The organism is Nocardia sp. TBRC8007 (assembly GCF_056629435.1).
The window spans coordinates 1-15,611 of sequence record NZ_JBWSOR010000022.1 but is presented as its reverse complement, the minus strand read 5'-3'; the positions used below and the strand labels follow the sequence as shown (position 1 = coordinate 15,611).

12 protein-coding genes are annotated in these 15,611 nt (G+C 65.1%); 9 read left to right on the top strand and 3 right to left on the bottom strand.

All coding sequences use genetic code 11. From position 1 onward, the window contains the following. Positions 1-23: 23 nt before the first annotated feature. The 5 genes from ACX4ZE_RS16270 to ACX4ZE_RS16250 are packed head-to-tail and all read left to right on the top strand — an operon-like array spanning position 24 to position 9,635. Positions 24-6,152: a type I polyketide synthase gene (locus tag ACX4ZE_RS16270; protein WP_480274287.1), complete on the top strand. Its 6,129-nt coding sequence runs from the start codon at positions 24-26 to the stop codon at positions 6,150-6,152. 29 nt (positions 6,153-6,181) lie between these two features. Then, entirely contained in the window at positions 6,182-7,054 is an 873-nt protein-coding gene (locus ACX4ZE_RS16265) for a 3-hydroxyacyl-CoA dehydrogenase family protein (protein ID WP_480274286.1), read from the top strand. A 19-nt stretch (positions 7,055-7,073) separates the two neighbouring features. Beyond that, positions 7,074-7,340, top strand: coding sequence for an acyl carrier protein (locus ACX4ZE_RS16260; RefSeq protein ID WP_480274292.1), 267 nt, complete (start codon positions 7,074-7,076; stop codon positions 7,338-7,340). Positions 7,341-7,372: 32 nt separating this feature from the next. Beyond that, the gene (locus tag ACX4ZE_RS16255; RefSeq protein ID WP_480274285.1) at positions 7,373-8,500 is read left to right on the top strand and encodes an acyl-CoA dehydrogenase family protein; all 1,128 of its coding nucleotides are present in this window, start codon (positions 7,373-7,375) and stop codon (positions 8,498-8,500) included. Positions 8,501-8,513: 13 nt separating this feature from the next. Further along, positions 8,514-9,635, top strand: coding sequence for an HAD-IIIC family phosphatase (locus ACX4ZE_RS16250; RefSeq protein WP_480274284.1), 1,122 nt, complete (start codon positions 8,514-8,516; stop codon positions 9,633-9,635). Here ACX4ZE_RS16250 and ACX4ZE_RS16245 read toward each other — a convergent pair. After that, entirely contained in the window at positions 9,610-10,275 is a 666-nt protein-coding gene (locus tag ACX4ZE_RS16245; RefSeq protein WP_480274283.1) for an O-methyltransferase, read from the bottom strand. The two genes, ACX4ZE_RS16250 and ACX4ZE_RS16245, sit on opposite strands and share 26 nt — an antisense overlap. Positions 10,276-10,532: 257 nt before the next feature. On the opposite strand from ACX4ZE_RS16245, the gene ACX4ZE_RS16240 reads away from it, so the two are divergent. Together ACX4ZE_RS16240 and ACX4ZE_RS16235 are read left to right on the top strand one after the other, a co-directional pair. Continuing rightward, positions 10,533-11,414 carry a metallophosphoesterase family protein gene (locus tag ACX4ZE_RS16240; RefSeq protein WP_480274282.1) on the top strand — a complete coding sequence of 294 codons (882 nt, stop codon included), beginning with the start codon at positions 10,533-10,535 and terminating at the stop codon, positions 11,412-11,414. 23 nt (positions 11,415-11,437) lie between these two features. Then, positions 11,438-12,235 carry a thioesterase II family protein gene (locus ACX4ZE_RS16235; protein ID WP_480274281.1) on the top strand — a complete coding sequence of 266 codons (798 nt, stop codon included), beginning with the start codon at positions 11,438-11,440 and terminating at the stop codon, positions 12,233-12,235. On the opposite strand, the gene ACX4ZE_RS16230 is transcribed toward ACX4ZE_RS16235, so the two are convergent. Both ACX4ZE_RS16230 and ACX4ZE_RS16225 read right to left on the bottom strand, forming a co-directional pair. Continuing rightward, a complete protein-coding gene (locus tag ACX4ZE_RS16230) occupies positions 12,168-14,150 on the bottom strand; it encodes an AfsR/SARP family transcriptional regulator (RefSeq protein ID WP_480274280.1) in 1,983 nt (660 codons plus the stop codon). The two genes, ACX4ZE_RS16235 and ACX4ZE_RS16230, sit on opposite strands and share 68 nt — an antisense overlap. Before the next feature lie 134 nt (positions 14,151-14,284). Continuing rightward, positions 14,285-14,572 carry an integrase core domain-containing protein gene (locus tag ACX4ZE_RS16225; protein WP_480274291.1) on the bottom strand — a complete coding sequence of 96 codons (288 nt, stop codon included), beginning with the start codon at positions 14,570-14,572 and terminating at the stop codon, positions 14,285-14,287. 59 nt (positions 14,573-14,631) lie between these two features. Between ACX4ZE_RS16225 and ACX4ZE_RS16220 the strand changes: the two genes are divergently transcribed. Both ACX4ZE_RS16220 and ACX4ZE_RS16215 read left to right on the top strand, forming a co-directional pair. Next, positions 14,632-14,883 carry a hypothetical protein gene (locus ACX4ZE_RS16220; protein WP_480274279.1) on the top strand — a complete coding sequence of 84 codons (252 nt, stop codon included), beginning with the start codon at positions 14,632-14,634 and terminating at the stop codon, positions 14,881-14,883. Positions 14,884-15,048: 165 nt separating this feature from the next. Further along, positions 15,049-15,234, top strand: a complete 186-nt coding sequence (locus ACX4ZE_RS16215; RefSeq protein WP_480274278.1) for a hypothetical protein — start codon at positions 15,049-15,051, stop codon at positions 15,232-15,234. Positions 15,235-15,611 lie beyond the last annotated feature (377 nt).

Here is a 15,611-nt window from a genome sequence, read left to right as displayed (position 1 = left end):
CGGACCGACACGGAAGGACTGCTATGACAACAGACCAGGTGGTCGAGGCTCTGCGCGCTTCGCTGCTGGACAACCAGCAGTTGCGACAACAGAACCGTAGTTTGGCCGAGCAGCTGCGGGAGCCGGTGGCGATCGTCGCGATGAGTTGCCGATTCCCCGGCGGCGTGCGGACACCAGAACAGCTGTGGGATCTGCTGGTCGCCGAGCGCGACGGTGTCACGGCCGTCCCAGCTGACCGCGGCTGGGATCTGCCGCAGGATTCCGGCGATCCTCCGCTGCGGGGCGGCTTCCTGCTCGACGCGATGGAATTCGATGCCGGGTTCTTCGGCATTTCCCCGCGCGAGGCGCTGGCCATGGACCCGCAGCAGCGTCTGCTGCTCGAGGTCTGCTGGGAAAGCATCGAGCGCGCAGGCATCGATCCGCAGACTTTGCGCGGAACCGACACCGCCGTATTCGCAGGAGTCATCAACAGCGAGTACGGCAGCCGCCTCGACCACACCCCCGAGGACCTGGCCGGATTCCTCGGCACCGGAACCATCCCGAGCGTCGTCTCCGGCCGGGTCAGCTATCTGCTCGGGCTGGAGGGTCCTGCGGTCAGTCTGGACACTGCCTGCTCCTCCTCTTTGGTCGCTGTGCACTTGGCCTGCCAGGCCCTGCGGGCGGGTGATACCGCGCTGGCCCTCGCAGGCGGGGTCACCGTCATGTCCGGGCCCGGAGTGCTCAGCGGCGCGGCGCGTCAGGGCGGGCTCGCCAAAGACGGCCGCTGTAAATCGTTCGCCGCCGCCGCCGATGGCGCCGCCTTCGGCGAAGGCGTTGGCATGGTTGTGTTGGAGCGGCTCGCCGATGCGCGGCGCAATGGTCACCCGGTGCTGGCGATCATTCGCGGATCGGCGATCAACCAGGATGGTGCGAGCAATGGTCTGACCGCGCCCAATGGCCCGGCACAGGTTCGAGTCATCCGAAAGGCCCTGCAGAACGCGGGTTTGTCGCCGGCGCACATCGACGCTCTAGAGGCGCACGGCACCGGTACGGTGCTCGGCGATCCTATCGAGGCGCAGGCTGTGCTCGAAGTCTATGGTCGGGATCGTCCGGCCGGGCGTCCGCTGCTGATGGGTTCGTTGAAGTCCAATCTGACCCACACCCAGGCGGCAGCCGGTGTGGGCGGCATCATCAAAATGGTGTTGGCAATGCGGCACGGCCTGCTGCCTCGCTCGCTGCACATCGATGAACCGAGCACCCAGATCGACTGGAGTCAAGGCGATGTCGAGCTGCTGCGTTCTGCTGCACCGTGGCCGGTCACCGGGCAGCCGCGCCGAGCCGCAGTGTCCTCCTTCGGCGCCAGCGGCACCAACGCACATCTCTTGCTCGAGTCCGACCCCGGCGACCAGGACGCCGCGGCGCCGGTACGTGTGGACGGTCCGACCGTCTGGCTGCTGTCCGCTCGGACGCCCGCCGCCCTGCGCGCACAGGCGCAACGGCTGCACGCACACGTCGCCGCCGATCCTGATCTGCACCCGGCGGATGTAGGAATGACGCTCGCGCTCAACAGGCCTCGATTCGATAAGCGGGCGGTGTCGGTCGGCGCAGATCGGGGCGAGTTGCTCGAGGCACTGGACGTGCTGTCGCGTGAGCGCGGCGACGGCGACACCGCGCGCAAGCACGGCAAGGTGGTGTTCGTCTTCCCTGGCCTCGGCGGGGAGTGGCCGGGTATGGCTTGTGGGTTGCTCGACAGTGAACCGGTTTTCGCCGCCCGCATGGCCGACTGTGCGCGTGTGCTCGCCAACCATATCGACTGGTCACCTATCGCGGTGCTGCGGCAGGAGCCCGCAGCACCCTCGATCGACCGGGTGGACGTGCTGCAACCGGTGTTGTTCTCGGTGTTGGTATCGCTGGCGGCGGTGTGGCAGGCGCACGGGATCGAACCTGCCGCGGTCGTCGGGCACAGCCAGGGCGAGGTGGCCGCGGCGTACGTCGCTGGAATGCTGTCCCTCGAGGACGCCGCCACGATCGTGGTCGGCCGCAGCCGCGCCTTGGCGGCGGTGACCGGCGGCGGTGCGATGGCCACTGTGCTGCTCACCGCCGACGAAGCGGAGAAACTGATCGACGGATACGGTGGCAGGCTGTCGATTGCCGCGGTCAACGGCCCGCGCGTGGTGGTGCTCGCTGGTGAGGCGGCCGCACTCGACGAATTCCTGGCCGATTCCGACGATGTGATGGCCTTCCGGACCCCGATCGACTATTCCCCGCACTCCGCTGTCATCGATTCGGTGCGCACGCCGCTACTCGCCGCGCTCGCCGGTCTGACGCCAGGCGCGGGCACCGTTCCGATGCTGTCCACCACCGACGTGGAATGGGTTCGGCCCGGTCGGCTCGGGCCGGAGTATTGGTTCCGCAACCTCCGGCAGGCGGTGCGTTTTCACGATGCGCTCCGGACCCTGTTCGACGCCGGGTACCGGACCTTCGTCGAGGTCGGTCCGCATCCCACGCTGACCTTCAATATCCAGGACGCGGCTGCTGACGCCGGGCTCGACGGCCTTACCGTCCTCGACACACTGCGGCGTGGCGAGGAGGACACGCGTCGGTTGCTCATCGCACTCGGTCAGGCGCACGTGTCCGGTTTGCCGGTCGACTGGCATCCGGTGTTCGCGCGGGTAGGCGCACGGCGGGTGGACCTGCCGACCTATGCCTTCCAGCGCAAGCGCTACTGGCTCGACCCGCCCCCGGCAGGTGGCGACCCCGCCGCTATCGGACAGGACGACCCGCGGCATCCGCTGCTGCGTGCAGCGGTCGAGTTACCCGGCACGGGCGATACCGTGTTCACCGGAAGGCTGTCGGCGTCGACCCAACCATGGCTGGCCGATCATGCGGTGCGCGGCACGGTCCTGCTGCCAGGGGCCGCCTACCTCGAGATGGCCGCCCACGCGGGCCGCCACCTCGGCTGCGCTCTGATCGAGGAACTCACCCTCGCCGCTCCCTTGGTACTGCCTGGTGCGGTCGATGGCGGTGCCGCTGATGGCGTCTGGCTACGACTTACGGTCGGTGTCGCGGACCAGACGGGCCGGCGGACTCTGGAAATCCACTCGCGGCCAGAGGATGCCGACCCCGGTGCGGAATGGACCGGACACGGCAGCGGCGTGCTGGCCCCAGCGCTTGTACGGTCTTCGCCTGTATCGCAGCCGGTGCCTTGGCCGCCCGCGGGCGCGCGGCAGATGAAAGTCGCACGTCTCTACAGCATCTTGGACGCGCGCGGCGTGGAATACGGTCCCGCGTTTCGCGGCCTGCGTGCTGCCTGGACCGCAGGCGAGGAGATCTTCGCCGAGGTCGCACTGCCGGAAACCGTGGCAGACGAGTTCTGTGTGCATCCCGCGCTGTTGGATGCGTTCCTGCACACGATCACACTGCGCAACGTGGATGCCGACACGGATCCGGACTCGCAACCCGCCGCCGTAGGCGTGCCTCTGCCCTATGTGTGGCAGAATGTGCGCATCTGGGCCGATGCCCCGGCGGGGCAGTCGCTGCGCGTCGTGCTCCGGCCGGCCGGCTCGGACGCGGTATCGCTCGAGGTCGCCGACGAGCGCAGGCGGCCGGTCGTGACCGTCGGCGCGCTGACCATGCGCACCGCGACCTTCGACTCGCTGCAGGCCCCGACCGACTCGCTGTTCCGTGTCGAATGGCCGCTGATCGACGATTCCACCGCAATCGGCGTCCCACCCATGGCGGGCCGTTGGGCCGTACTCGGCGATGGTGACGAGCGGCTACTGCCTGGCCCGCTGCCCGGCGTCGGTGCGGACTCGACCGGCCTGGACGCAGTGTTGCTGCCTTGCCCCCCTACCGGTCGCGGCACTCCAGAGGCGGTGTGTGCTGCCACCGCACAGGTGCTGGCCCGCATCCAGGCTTGGCTCACCCGGCCCGCCGAGGGCTGCCCTCCGCTGGTTGTGCTGACCCGAGGCGCCGTTGATCTCGGTGAGCAGCCGCTCGATATCGTCGGTGCTGCCATCTGGGGCCTGGTCCGCTCCGCCCAACAGGAGTATCCGGACCGGTTCGTGCTGCTCGACACCGATGACCCGCGAGCGACAACGGAACTGCTCGGAGCGGTTCTGGCCGGCGATGAATCACAGGTCGCGCTGCGGGCAGGCAAGATTCACGTTCCCCGCCTGGCTCGCGTCCGTGCCGTCGGAGGGCAGGCCGACCTGTTCGACGGCGAGGGCACTGTCCTGCTCACCGGTGGTGCGGGCACGCTCGCGGGCATTCTCGCCCGGCATCTGGTGATGTGTCACGGAGTGCGCCGCCTTCTGTTGGTCGGGCGGCGCGACCCGGCGGCGTCGACGCCACTGGTCGCCGAGCTGACAGCGCTCGGCGCACAGGTAATGGTCGAATCCTGCGATGTCACCGATCGTGCCGCTGTCGACAGGGTGCTCGCACGCATCCCACCACAACATCCACTGACCGCGGTCGTGCACACGGCAGGCGTCATCGACGACGCCATGCTGAGCGATATCACCCCACAGCAGCTGAGCCAGGTACTGCGACCCAAGTTCGCCGGGGCGTGGAATCTGCACGAGGCCACGTCCGGTATGCCGTTGCGCGCATTCATGGTGTATTCATCGATCGCAGGCGTCTTCGGCGGACCAGGCCAGTCGGCGTACACCGCCGCCAATGTCGCTATGGACGCATTGATGGTCACCCGGCATCGGTCCGGTCTGCCGGCCAAATCGCTTGCCTGGGGACTATGGGAGCAGCGCAGCGAACTGACCGCCGCACTTTCTGAAGCAGATCTGAATCGCATGTCCCGCAGCGGTATCAGGGCGCTTTCCGCCGAAGCGGGCACCGCGCTGTTCGACACGGCGTCGACCGTGCCCGACCCGGTCCTTGTCCTCGCAGACCTCGACCTCGCCGCACTACGCGGCGGCTCGGTGCCGCCGCTGCTGCGACCGCTGTCGCGGTCCGCGAGTCGGGTTCGGTCCGCCACCGATGACCGGTTGCGTGAGCGCCTCGCCGCAGCGAGCGCCGACGAACAACCGGGCATCCTGCTGGAGACGATCCTGCTGTATTCCGCTCAGGTGCTTGGGCACGCCGATGCCGCCGCGATCGGCGCGGACGAGCAGTTCTTGTCGATCGGATTCGATTCGCTGACCGCGCTCGAATTGCGCAACCGCCTCGCCCAGGCACTCGGAGTCAGCTTGCTCCCCACCGTAGTTTTCAGTAGCGGCACACCGGCTGAGCTGGCTGAACTTGTTGTCGTTGAATGGAAGTCGGCAGCAGCCGCTCCGATCGCGCAGCAGCGTCCTGCGGCCGAACCGCAGGCCGACCGCGTCGTCGACCCGGTCAGTGTCTTGTTCCGGCAGCTGTGCCGTCGCGGCAAAGCCGACGAGGCCATCGATCTGCTGAAGAACGCCTCCGCGCTGCGGCCCGAATTCCACACGGCGACCGAGCTGCGCGACACTGACGATCCTCCGAAATTGGTACGGATCACGGTCGATGACGACGCACCCGAGCTGGTGTGTTTGGGTTCGCTGGTCGCACTCGGTGGTGGCCACCAGTACGCGCGGTTCGTCGCGCATTTCCGCGGTGCCTACGGCGCGAGTGCGATCTCGGCGCCGGGTTTCCTGCCCGGACAGCGTCTTCCGTCGACGATGTCCGCGCTGTTCGACTACCAGGCCGAGGAGATTCTCGAACGAGTCGGCGGCGATCGCCCGCTGATCCTGCTCGGTTCTTCCTCGGGAGGCATCGTCGCGCATGGCGTGGCCGCCCAGCTCGAGCAGCGGGGAATCCGCCCGGCCGCCGTTGTCCTACTGGACACCTATCTCGCGACCGATAAGGCGATGACCCAGTTCAACAACGTGCTACTGCAAGGCATGTTCGATCGCGAAGATCAGGCGGTCCCGATGGACAGCGCCCGACTCACCGCCATGGGCAAGTATTTCCGAATCCTCGACGATTACCGTCGGCCTGTGGTCGAGGCGCCGACTCTGCTGGTGCGGGCCTCGGCCCCGTTGGGCGAGGCCGCGCCCGCCGTCGGTGACTGGCGCTCGAGTTGGCCGTCGGCGCACACCGTCATCGATGTTCCCGGCGACCACTTCTCGATGTTGGAGCAGCACTCGGCGACGACAGCAGGCGCCGTTTCCGACTGGCTCGAATCGATCCTGCCTTGACCGAATTGCACTGAAAGGAGCGTTTATTGATGAAAACCGAATCCGAGGGTCAAGCATCGGACGAACATCTGATCGCTGTCGTGGGCGCAGGTGTCATGGGCGTCGGCATCGCTACTCTCGCGCTGGTTCGCGGGCTGCCGGTTGTGCTGGTCGATATCGACAACACTCGGCTCGACAACGCCCGTGCCAGGATCGCCGAGGAGCTGCGGATGGCGCAGTTGATGGGCAAGCTCGCCGACGACACGGCAGTCGGTTCGCTGACAACCACCACCGCGATCACAGACCTCGTGGCCGCTACCGTTGTCATCGAGGCGACGACCGAGGACCTTGCGATCAAGGCGAAGATCTTCGGTGAGCTTTCGACGGTGGTACGACCGGGCACCCCGCTGGTCTCGAATACGTCGTCGATCCCGATCGACGAACTCGCCGATTACGCGCAGCGACCCGAGGACGTCGTCGGCACGCACTTCATGAACCCCCCCTACCTCATCAGGACCGTCGAGGTGATCCGTGGGACGCGTACCGGCGAGCGCACCATGACGGCGCTCGAGCGTGCGCTGGGCGCGCTCGAGCAGCAACCGGTCGTCGTCGGCGACACCCCGGGCTTCGTCACCAGCCGCATCCTGCACCCGATGATCAACAGCGCGGCGCGGATCGTGCAACAGGGCACCGCAAGTGCCGGGGACGTCGATACGTTGATGGAGAACTGTCTCGGACATCGAACTGGGCCCCTGCGCACCGCCGATCTGATCGGCATCGACAATCTGGTCGATTCACTGCGAGTGCTCTACGACCGCACCGGCGACGAGAGTTGCCGCCCCTGTGAACTGCTGCTGGAGAAAGTCCGGCTAGGCCACCACGGACGCAAGGCAGGCCGTGGTTTCTACGAATACACGAATTGAGGAGACGAAATTGGACGCGATGAACACCCAAGTCGATCAGACACGCGATGCGGGTATCCAGGAGGATGTGCTGCGATTCCTCGAAACCCAGACCAAACGGTCCTGGGATCCGCGAGCGGATCTTTTCGCCGCGGGCGGGCTCTCCTCACTTTTCGCCATGCAGCTCGTGGTGTTTCTGGAGCAGACCTACGGGATCGCTATTCGAGGAAAGGATCTGCGCTTGGACAACTTCCGGACCGTCGTGAACATGGTCGCACTGGTGGAGCGTCTTCGGGGTGACCAGTGAGCGACGGGCGACCAGTGAGCGGTGGGGGGCCAGTGAGCGGTGGGGGGCCAGTGAGCGGCGGGCTCACCGCGGCTTATGCGACGATCACGGGCTTCGTCGGTGACCAGGCGGAGCACTGGGACCGCACCGGGACGCTGCCGTCGGACCTGCTGACGAAACTCGGCGCTGCTGGATATTTGTGCCCGCAGGTTCCGGCCGGTTACGGGGGCCTCGGCTGGAACAGCGCCCGCGACGGTGAGTTCACCGCGCACGTGGGCAGCCTTTGTTCGTCCCTGCGCAGCGTCATGACCTCGCAAGGGATGGCGGCGTGGACTATCGCGCGCTTGGGCAACGAGCAACAGCAGGCCGACTTGTTGCCTCTGCTCACCGGAGGAAAACTGGCTGCGGTCGCCTTCAGTGAACCCGATGCCGGGAGCGATCTTTCGGCCATCAAGACCCGAATAGTCCGCGATGGGGACATGCTCGTAGTCGACGGTCACAAGACCTGGTCGACCGCGGCGATGTATGCCGATTTCGTCGTTGTCGTCGGCGTCATGGACGATGGGGGCGCCGGCGCCGTCGTGGTGCCGACAGCTGCCCCCGGTGTGTGCATCGACCGCATCGCGGATCCGCTCGGTTGTCGTGCCGCCGGTCACGCCGATGTGCGATTGACACAGGTACGGTTGCCTGCGGCGCAGCTACTCGGCGGCGGGGGCCAATTCCTGCCGCTGGTGGTGACCACCGCGCTCGCCTACGGCCGGATGTCGGTCGCCTGGGGGTGCGTCGGCATCCTGCGCGGGTGCCTGGCCGCCGCAGGGGCGCACGCCAAGTCCCGCAGGCAATTCGGTCGGACATTAGGTGACCATCAGCTCGTTGCCCGGCATCTCGCCGACCTGGTGATTGCCGAACAGACCGCCCTTCGCGTCTGCGAGCATGCCAGCCGCTGTTGGGACGAGGGACTGCCGGATCAGGTGTTGGCCACCGTGCTGGCCAAGCATGTCAGTGCTACCGCGGCGGCCAGCGGCGCCGCGGTAGCCGTGCAAGTGTTGGCTTCCGCCGGAACCAGGGACGGGCACATGGTGGCTCGCGCCTATCGCGATGCCAAGTGTATGGAAATCATCGAGGGCAGCAACGAGATGTGCCAGTTGCTGCTGGCCGATCATGTGCTGGCCAATGGGTAACCGAGAGGTGGACATGACCGACAGATCCGTATCCGAGCAGCCCATTACGGTGAAGTGCCTGGTCTGGGACCTCGACAACACGCTGTGGCAAGGTACGCTGCTCGAGGATGGTGAGGTGGTGCTCGACCAGGCCATCCGAGACGTCATCATCGAACTGGACTCCCGCGGCGTCTTGCAGTCCATCTCCAGCCGTAACGACCACGACATGGCCTGGAACCGGTTGGTGGCCTTCGGGCTCGCGGAATATTTCGTCCTGCCGGAGATCGGCTGGGGACGCAAGTCCGATGCGGTGCGCCGCATCGCGGAGAAGCTGAACTTTGCGCCTGCCACAATCGCGTTCATCGACGACCAGCCTGCCGAGCGGGCTGAGGTGTCCTATCACCTGCCCGAGGTGCGTTGCTACCCTGCCGAGACGGCTACGACGCTTACCGGCCTGTCCGAGTTCACCCCGGCGACGAGCACGGTGGACTCACGTCGTCGAAGGCAGATGTACCAGGCCGGGTTTCGGCGCGACACGGAACGCGCCGAGTTCGAGGGCGCGGACGAAGATTTCCTGCGCTCGCTGGAACTTGTACTGCGGATCGGGCGTGCGACGGAGGAGGAGTTGTCCAGGGTCGAGGAGCTGACGCTGCGTACCAGCCAGATGAACGCGACCGGTGTGCATTACTCGGACGCTACCCTGCGCGGCCTGCTGCGCGACCCGAACCACGAGGTTCTGGTGGCAGCTATGACCGACCGGTTCGGCCCACACGGCGCGGTGGGCGTCATCCTGATCGAGAAGCACCCTGCCGTATGGCATTTGCGATTGCTGGCCACTTCATGCCGGGTCGTCTCCTTCGGAGCCGGATCGACGCTGCTGGCCTGGCTGGCAGACCAGGCATACCGAGCGGGGGTGCATTTCGTGGCCGACTTCCGCCCCACCGAGCGTAACCGCATGATGGAAGTCGCCTACCGCTTCGCCGGTTTCGATGAGGAGCCGTGTGGCTGCCGCGCTGCCCTAGCTGCCCCCGAGGTTGTGGATATCCAGCGGCTGCATCTGCTTCCTGCCGCATGGCGTGGGTCGACCACCATGCGGATCGACGCCGCCGACCTAACCGCCGTGCCGCCGCTCAGAACAGGCGCCGGACCAGGGTGATGCCATCGGCCATGCCCAACATACTGATCTCCACCCGCTCATCCGAGTGTAGGCGCGCATTGAGCTTGCGGACCCCTTCGGTATCCGCGTCCTGGATATCCGGATCGGCCACCCGCCCGAAGAACAATGTGTTGTCCACCACAATCAGGCCACCGGGTCGGACGAGTGCAAGTGAAAGTTCCAAATAACGAGGGTAATTGGCCTTATCCGCGTCGATGAACGCCAGATCGAAGATCTCTGAACCCTCTGTGGCCAGCAGCTGCTCCAGTGTCGCGCGGGCATCGCCGACGCGCAGGTCGATGTGGTCGCTCACGCCGGCCCGCTTCCAGTAGGTAGCGCCGATCGCGGGCCACCGATCGGTGATGTCGCAGGTGACCACTCGCCCGTCGACGGGCAGCGCGCGGGCGAGGCACAGCGTGCTGTAGCCGGTGAATGTACCGATCTCCAGGATTGATCGAGCTCCGATGAGGCCGGCGAGTAACGCAAGTAGCTGCCCCTCCTCGGCGAGGACCTGCATGGCCGTTCCGCCGGGCAGATCCGCGGTCTCCTCTCGCAACTCACGCAAGATGTTGTCCTCCCGAAGAGAGACCTGCCGAATATAGTCGGTGAGCTGCGCGGTAACGGTGATCTGGTCAGCCATGATGATCCTTCGTAGAGATTTGATCAGAGGTGGGAATCGGTCGAAGCGGTGCGATCTCGAGCGGCCCCACGGCAGGGGTGAGCGCGGCGGACGAAGTCCGAGAATGGCAGCGACGGATATCGTCTCTATGACATGCCGGTGACTTGTGAACAGGCTTGACGATATCGGGGCGGAACCCATGAGCCGCGATTCTGCAATACCCTCCGAGTAATGCCTGCGCTATCGAATTCTGCCCGCCGTTGCGCTGACGTGAGGATATGTCCGTGACGGCAGACGGCAATCTGCTCGCCATCAGTGACCTGCATATCGGACATCAGGAGAATCGGGAGATCGTGGCACGGTTGCGTCCGGAGTCACCTCAGGATTGGCTTCTGGTCGCCGGGGATGTCGCCGAGCGGTTCTGCGACGTGGAATGGGCTTTGCGCGTGCTCGCCGAGCGATTCGCCACGGTAGTGTGGGTGCCGGGCAACCATGAGTTGTGGACCCTCCCCGATGATCCGGTGACCCTGCGGGGCGTCGCACGGTACGACCAGTTGGTCGAGCTCTGTCGCAGCCTCGGCGTGGTGACACCCGAGGACCCGTACCCGATCTGGCACGGCCCCGGCGGACCGATGCTGATCGTGCCGCTGTTCCTGCTCTACGACTATACGTTCTTGCCTGTCGGCGTCACGACCAAGCAGGAGGCGTTGACTCTCGCACACGAGACGGGCGTGGTGTGCACCGACGAATTCATGCTGCACGCCGATCCGTATCCGTGTCGGGAAATGTGGTGCGAGTCCAGAGTGTCCGCTGCCGAGCAGCGTCTGCAAACATGCGACCCGGCTCTGCCTAAGATACTGGTCAATCACTATCCGCTGGTGCGTACCCCGACCCGTATCCTGCGCTACCCGATTTTCGCGCAGTGGTGCGGCACCGAGCGCACGGCCGACTGGCACACCCGCTTCGGGGTCGCCGCCGTCGTGTACGGACACCTGCACATACCACGCACCACCTGGCACGACGGTGTTCGGTTCGAGGAAGTGTCGTTGGGTTATCCACGCGAACGGCGCTTATATGGCGCTGCGCTCAGCCGCCCTCGGAAGATCTTGCCGGATACCGGCCCCCGCATGGATACGTGGTTCGGGACGGGGCGATTGTGAGCGGACAACTAGAGAGGACAATCATGGACGACGAACAGATCTGGTTCAGGCGCTTGCAGCCCAAGGAGGGAGCTCAGCAGCGCCTCGTCTGCTTTCCGCACGCCGGCGGTTCGGCGAGTTACTTCCAGCCCGTCGCACGAGCACTCGCACCGGACATCGAAGTCATCGCAGTCCAGTACCCCGGTCGTCAGGATCGGCGAAACGAACCCGGTATCGACGATATCGGTGTGCTGGCCGACCACATCCACGCGATCATGCGGACGTGGACCTGCGGGCCACTCACATTCTTCGGGCACAGCATGGGCGCTATCATAGCTTTCGAGGTGGCTCGTCGCCTGCGGCGCGATGAGCCCGGCTTGGCGTTGCACTTGTTCGCCTCCGGGCGTCGGGCGCCCCATCTGTACCGTTCCGAGGCGGTGCACCTGCGCGACGACGCGGGCATCGTCGCCGAGGTTCGTTCCCTCGGCGGTACCGAGTCTCAGTTTCTCCAGGACCCGGAATTGCTGGAGATGATCCTTCCCGCATTGCGCAGCGACTACCGCGCGGTGGAGACTTACCGGTTCGTGCCGGACGGTCCGCCGCCCTGTTCGATCACGGTTCTCACCGGTGATCGAGATCCGCACACCACGATCGACGAAGCACGGGAGTGGATCCGACATTCACAAGACCCTTTTGATCTCAGGGTATTCCGTGGCGGTCACTTCTTTCTGAGCGACAACGACACCGCGGTGTTGGGCGTCCTGTCGGAACATTTCACTGCGACCGGTCCGAACTGCCGAGCAACTCCGCGCCGGATGGATCGGGTGCCCCCGGCACGTTGATCTGTGTGTCAGAGGATCGCTTCCCGCAAGACGCGAAGGGTAACTTGGTTGGGTAACCGTGTCGATTCAGGCGCTGCAGCGCTGCCACGTAGCGCCCCGACAGTTCCTCTTGATACAGGCGTTCGCAGGCGAAAGCCCAGCTCGAGTGGTCCATGACATAGTGGCCTCCGCCCTGCTCGCGCACCAGGTGCACGTCGGCCAGCTCTTCCAGCAGCTCCGTCGCCCGGCTCTCCGAGCACTCCAACAGCACGGCCACCGCTCGAGGCCGGATACCGTGGCTGGCGATGACACCGAGCCAACGGAAGGCTTTTCGAAGATCCTTCTCGCCCCGGGAACGCTGGCGCAGTGCGTCATATGCCCGGCTGAGAGCCGATCGCACCGCGACGTCTCCGATCTGTAATTCGTCCAGAAACCGGTCGGGATCTACGAGTTTGCGGGCGATCTCGCAGATACTGCGATCGGGGCGGTCGAGTAGGCGTAATCCGACGATGCGCAAGGCAAGAGGCAAGCCGGAACATACCGCTACGACCGCGCGGACGACAGCGATCTCCGCGTCGATTCGTTCCTTGCCGATTATTCCGGCCAACAGTTTCATCGAAGTCTGTTCATCCAACGGTTCCAGGACGATGGTGCTGGACGCTTCGAGATCGACGAGGCGTCTGCGACTACCGATCAGCATTCGGCTGGCGCCGCTACCCGGCATCAGCGGACGCACGTGAGATGCGTCGCAGACATCGTCGAGCACGATGAGAATCCGGCGTCGCGCGACAACCGAGCGGTAGAGATCCAGGCGATCGGTCTCTGCGTCCGGTACAGTGGCCGGGGATAATCCCAGCCCGATCAGAAATCGCATGGCCACGCTCGCAGGGTCCACGGGAGCCCCTCGCGAGCCCTCCAGGCTCGCATAAAGCTGTCCGTCGGGAAAGTCGTCGCTCACGGCGTGGGCGACCCGCAGCAGCAGACTGGTCTTGCCGACCCCGGAAGGCCCGGTGACGACGGCGGGCGCCCCCGGCTGTGTCTCGCCCTCGGCGGTGAGTAGTTCGCGCAGCTCGCGGGTTTCGACGCTTCTGCCGGCGAAGTCTCGCACTTGTGGCGGAAGTTGTGCGGGCATCGGTACCTCCGCCGGGTCCGCTGCCCACGAGGCGCCGATGGCCACCGGATTGTCCTCACCGCACAGGATGCGACGCTGGATTTCGCGCAGCTGCGCACCGGGCTCCATCGCGAACTGACCGATCAGGTCGGTGCGGATACGCTGGAAGAGCGCGAGCGCTTCCGGTTGCTGACCGGAGCGGAACAACGCAAGCATGAGCCGACCGACGAAGGCCTCGTTCAACGGCTGTTCGCGAACGATTCTCCATAGCTCGGGCAGAACCTCGGTATGCCGACGCAGCTCCAGTTGCATGTCCATCCGCCAACCCAAGGTCTGTAGCCTCAGTTCTCGTAGATGGCCGCCCTCGCACTCATGCAGCCGCGCACACGGCACATCCACGAACGGATCGCTGCGCCACAAACCTAGCCCCAGATCGAGCTCTTCCACCGCTGCGGCCAGATCACCCGACTCGGCGAGTCCCTTCGCTGCCCGCCGCCGCGCCAGGAACCGGCCTAAATCGGTGTCGTTCTCCTGGATCCGGACCAGATAGCCGGGGGCGCGCGTCTGGATGCACTCCTCTCCGAACGAACCCAGCGCCCGGCGTAAACGCATGACATAGGTGCGGACTGTTGCCGCCGCGCTCGGCGGCAACGGATCGTCCCAAACAAATTGTGCGATGCGGTCGACAGAAACGACCTGATTGGGATTGAGCAGCAGCGTTGTCAGAATGATGCGTTGTCGTGGTGCCGAGATGGCCACTTCATGTTCCCCCGAACGAACGACCAACGGGCCTAGGAACTGGAACTCCACTACCTCTCCTGACACGCAGACCTGCTCATGCATCGCAGCCGACAATCGCCCAGCACTGCGATACTGCCCGTTCACCCTGGGATTTCCCCGAAAAGTAGACAAGGTCAGCATGCTTCAGGGGCGTTTCGAAGGACTGCTCGTAGTCGATGTTAGCGTGCTTCTCGGGTGGTTTTGTGGGACTGCCCGTAGTCGATAGGTGAAAGCATCCTGATCGCCGAGTACAGGCGCTGGTGATTGTGAGAATCCATCCAATTGTCATCAGAGGTAACGAGTTCTGCATTCGTGGCATAGATGTGTCGGTAATAACATTCGTGTTCGAACGTCGACCACAGCGATTCGGCACCGGCGTTGCCCCAGCGTATTCCGGCAGCACCTGCCGATAGGTACAAGCCGTGCAGTGCGCATGCCTCGGCTGTAATGGCGGCTGAGCAGCACACGAGTGTATGATCCGGCAAGTCGCTGCTGGCTGGCCGGTACGGGTCCTTCGGTCGGGAACGTGATCGACGCCTACGATGATGCCTTGGTCAAGATAACGATTGGGCTCTGCGAGACCGAAGCGGTGCGAGCTGACTCGCCGTTCCGGCGCGGCTCGTCGGCCACCGTCGCCGATGTGGAGTTGCTGACTCTGGACTGGGGCGGCTGGTTCGACAACCATCCCCTCATGCACCGGCTCGGCCACACACCGCGGATCGAGTACGAGGTCGACTGCTATGTGCAATGTGCTGGTCAGCAGGCTGGAATCAAATAGATCGGTACGCATAGAATTCGTGGCGGTTCAAGCAGCACGGCATAGACATCCTTGTCGCGTCCGGCGGGACGGACCTCGCAACTGGCCAGCGCAAGCGACATCGGGAGTTCGGACCGGCGGTGGTCGGCAAGGCGAGCGCAGAGGTGGCGATCACCGCACCGAATCGTGGGCGCCGCGCACCAGACGGAGGCGACCTCGGCATTTGTGATCGGCGCCGGTGGTATCGGCAAGGCGAGGCTTCTGAAGGCAATCGCGGACGCCGCGCCTGTCGCTGCCCAGGTCCGGATCTTGTCGGGTGACACCCAAGTGTCCGCAGCCGACTTCGAGCTACTTCCTCAGGAAGGTGACTGACCGTCGTCATCGATGTCGCTTACGAACTCACTGAGGTTACTGGGTTAGTTGCGGGCCTATGGAAACGAAGCGCGAGAGGCGATCGTATGGCAGCTTGCCACGCTGACTACCGCCCCCCTGTGGCCACCGTCGTCGGTGGCGTCTTGATCAAGGATGGCCAGGTGGAGCCTTCAGCGCTGCAGCACGATGACAACGTCCGCTTCCACATTGTGGGGATTCCGCGACGCTCTGGTGAACGACCCGCTCGCCTAAGTCCCGCCCGTACGTCGCGCAGTGCTTGATGCGCTTGCTGCTCTGCAGCCGTTGAGCAAGATCGTCGGGAAGCCTTACGACGAACTGCACAAGCACCTGCGCAGTCTGGAGAACGCCGAGATCCT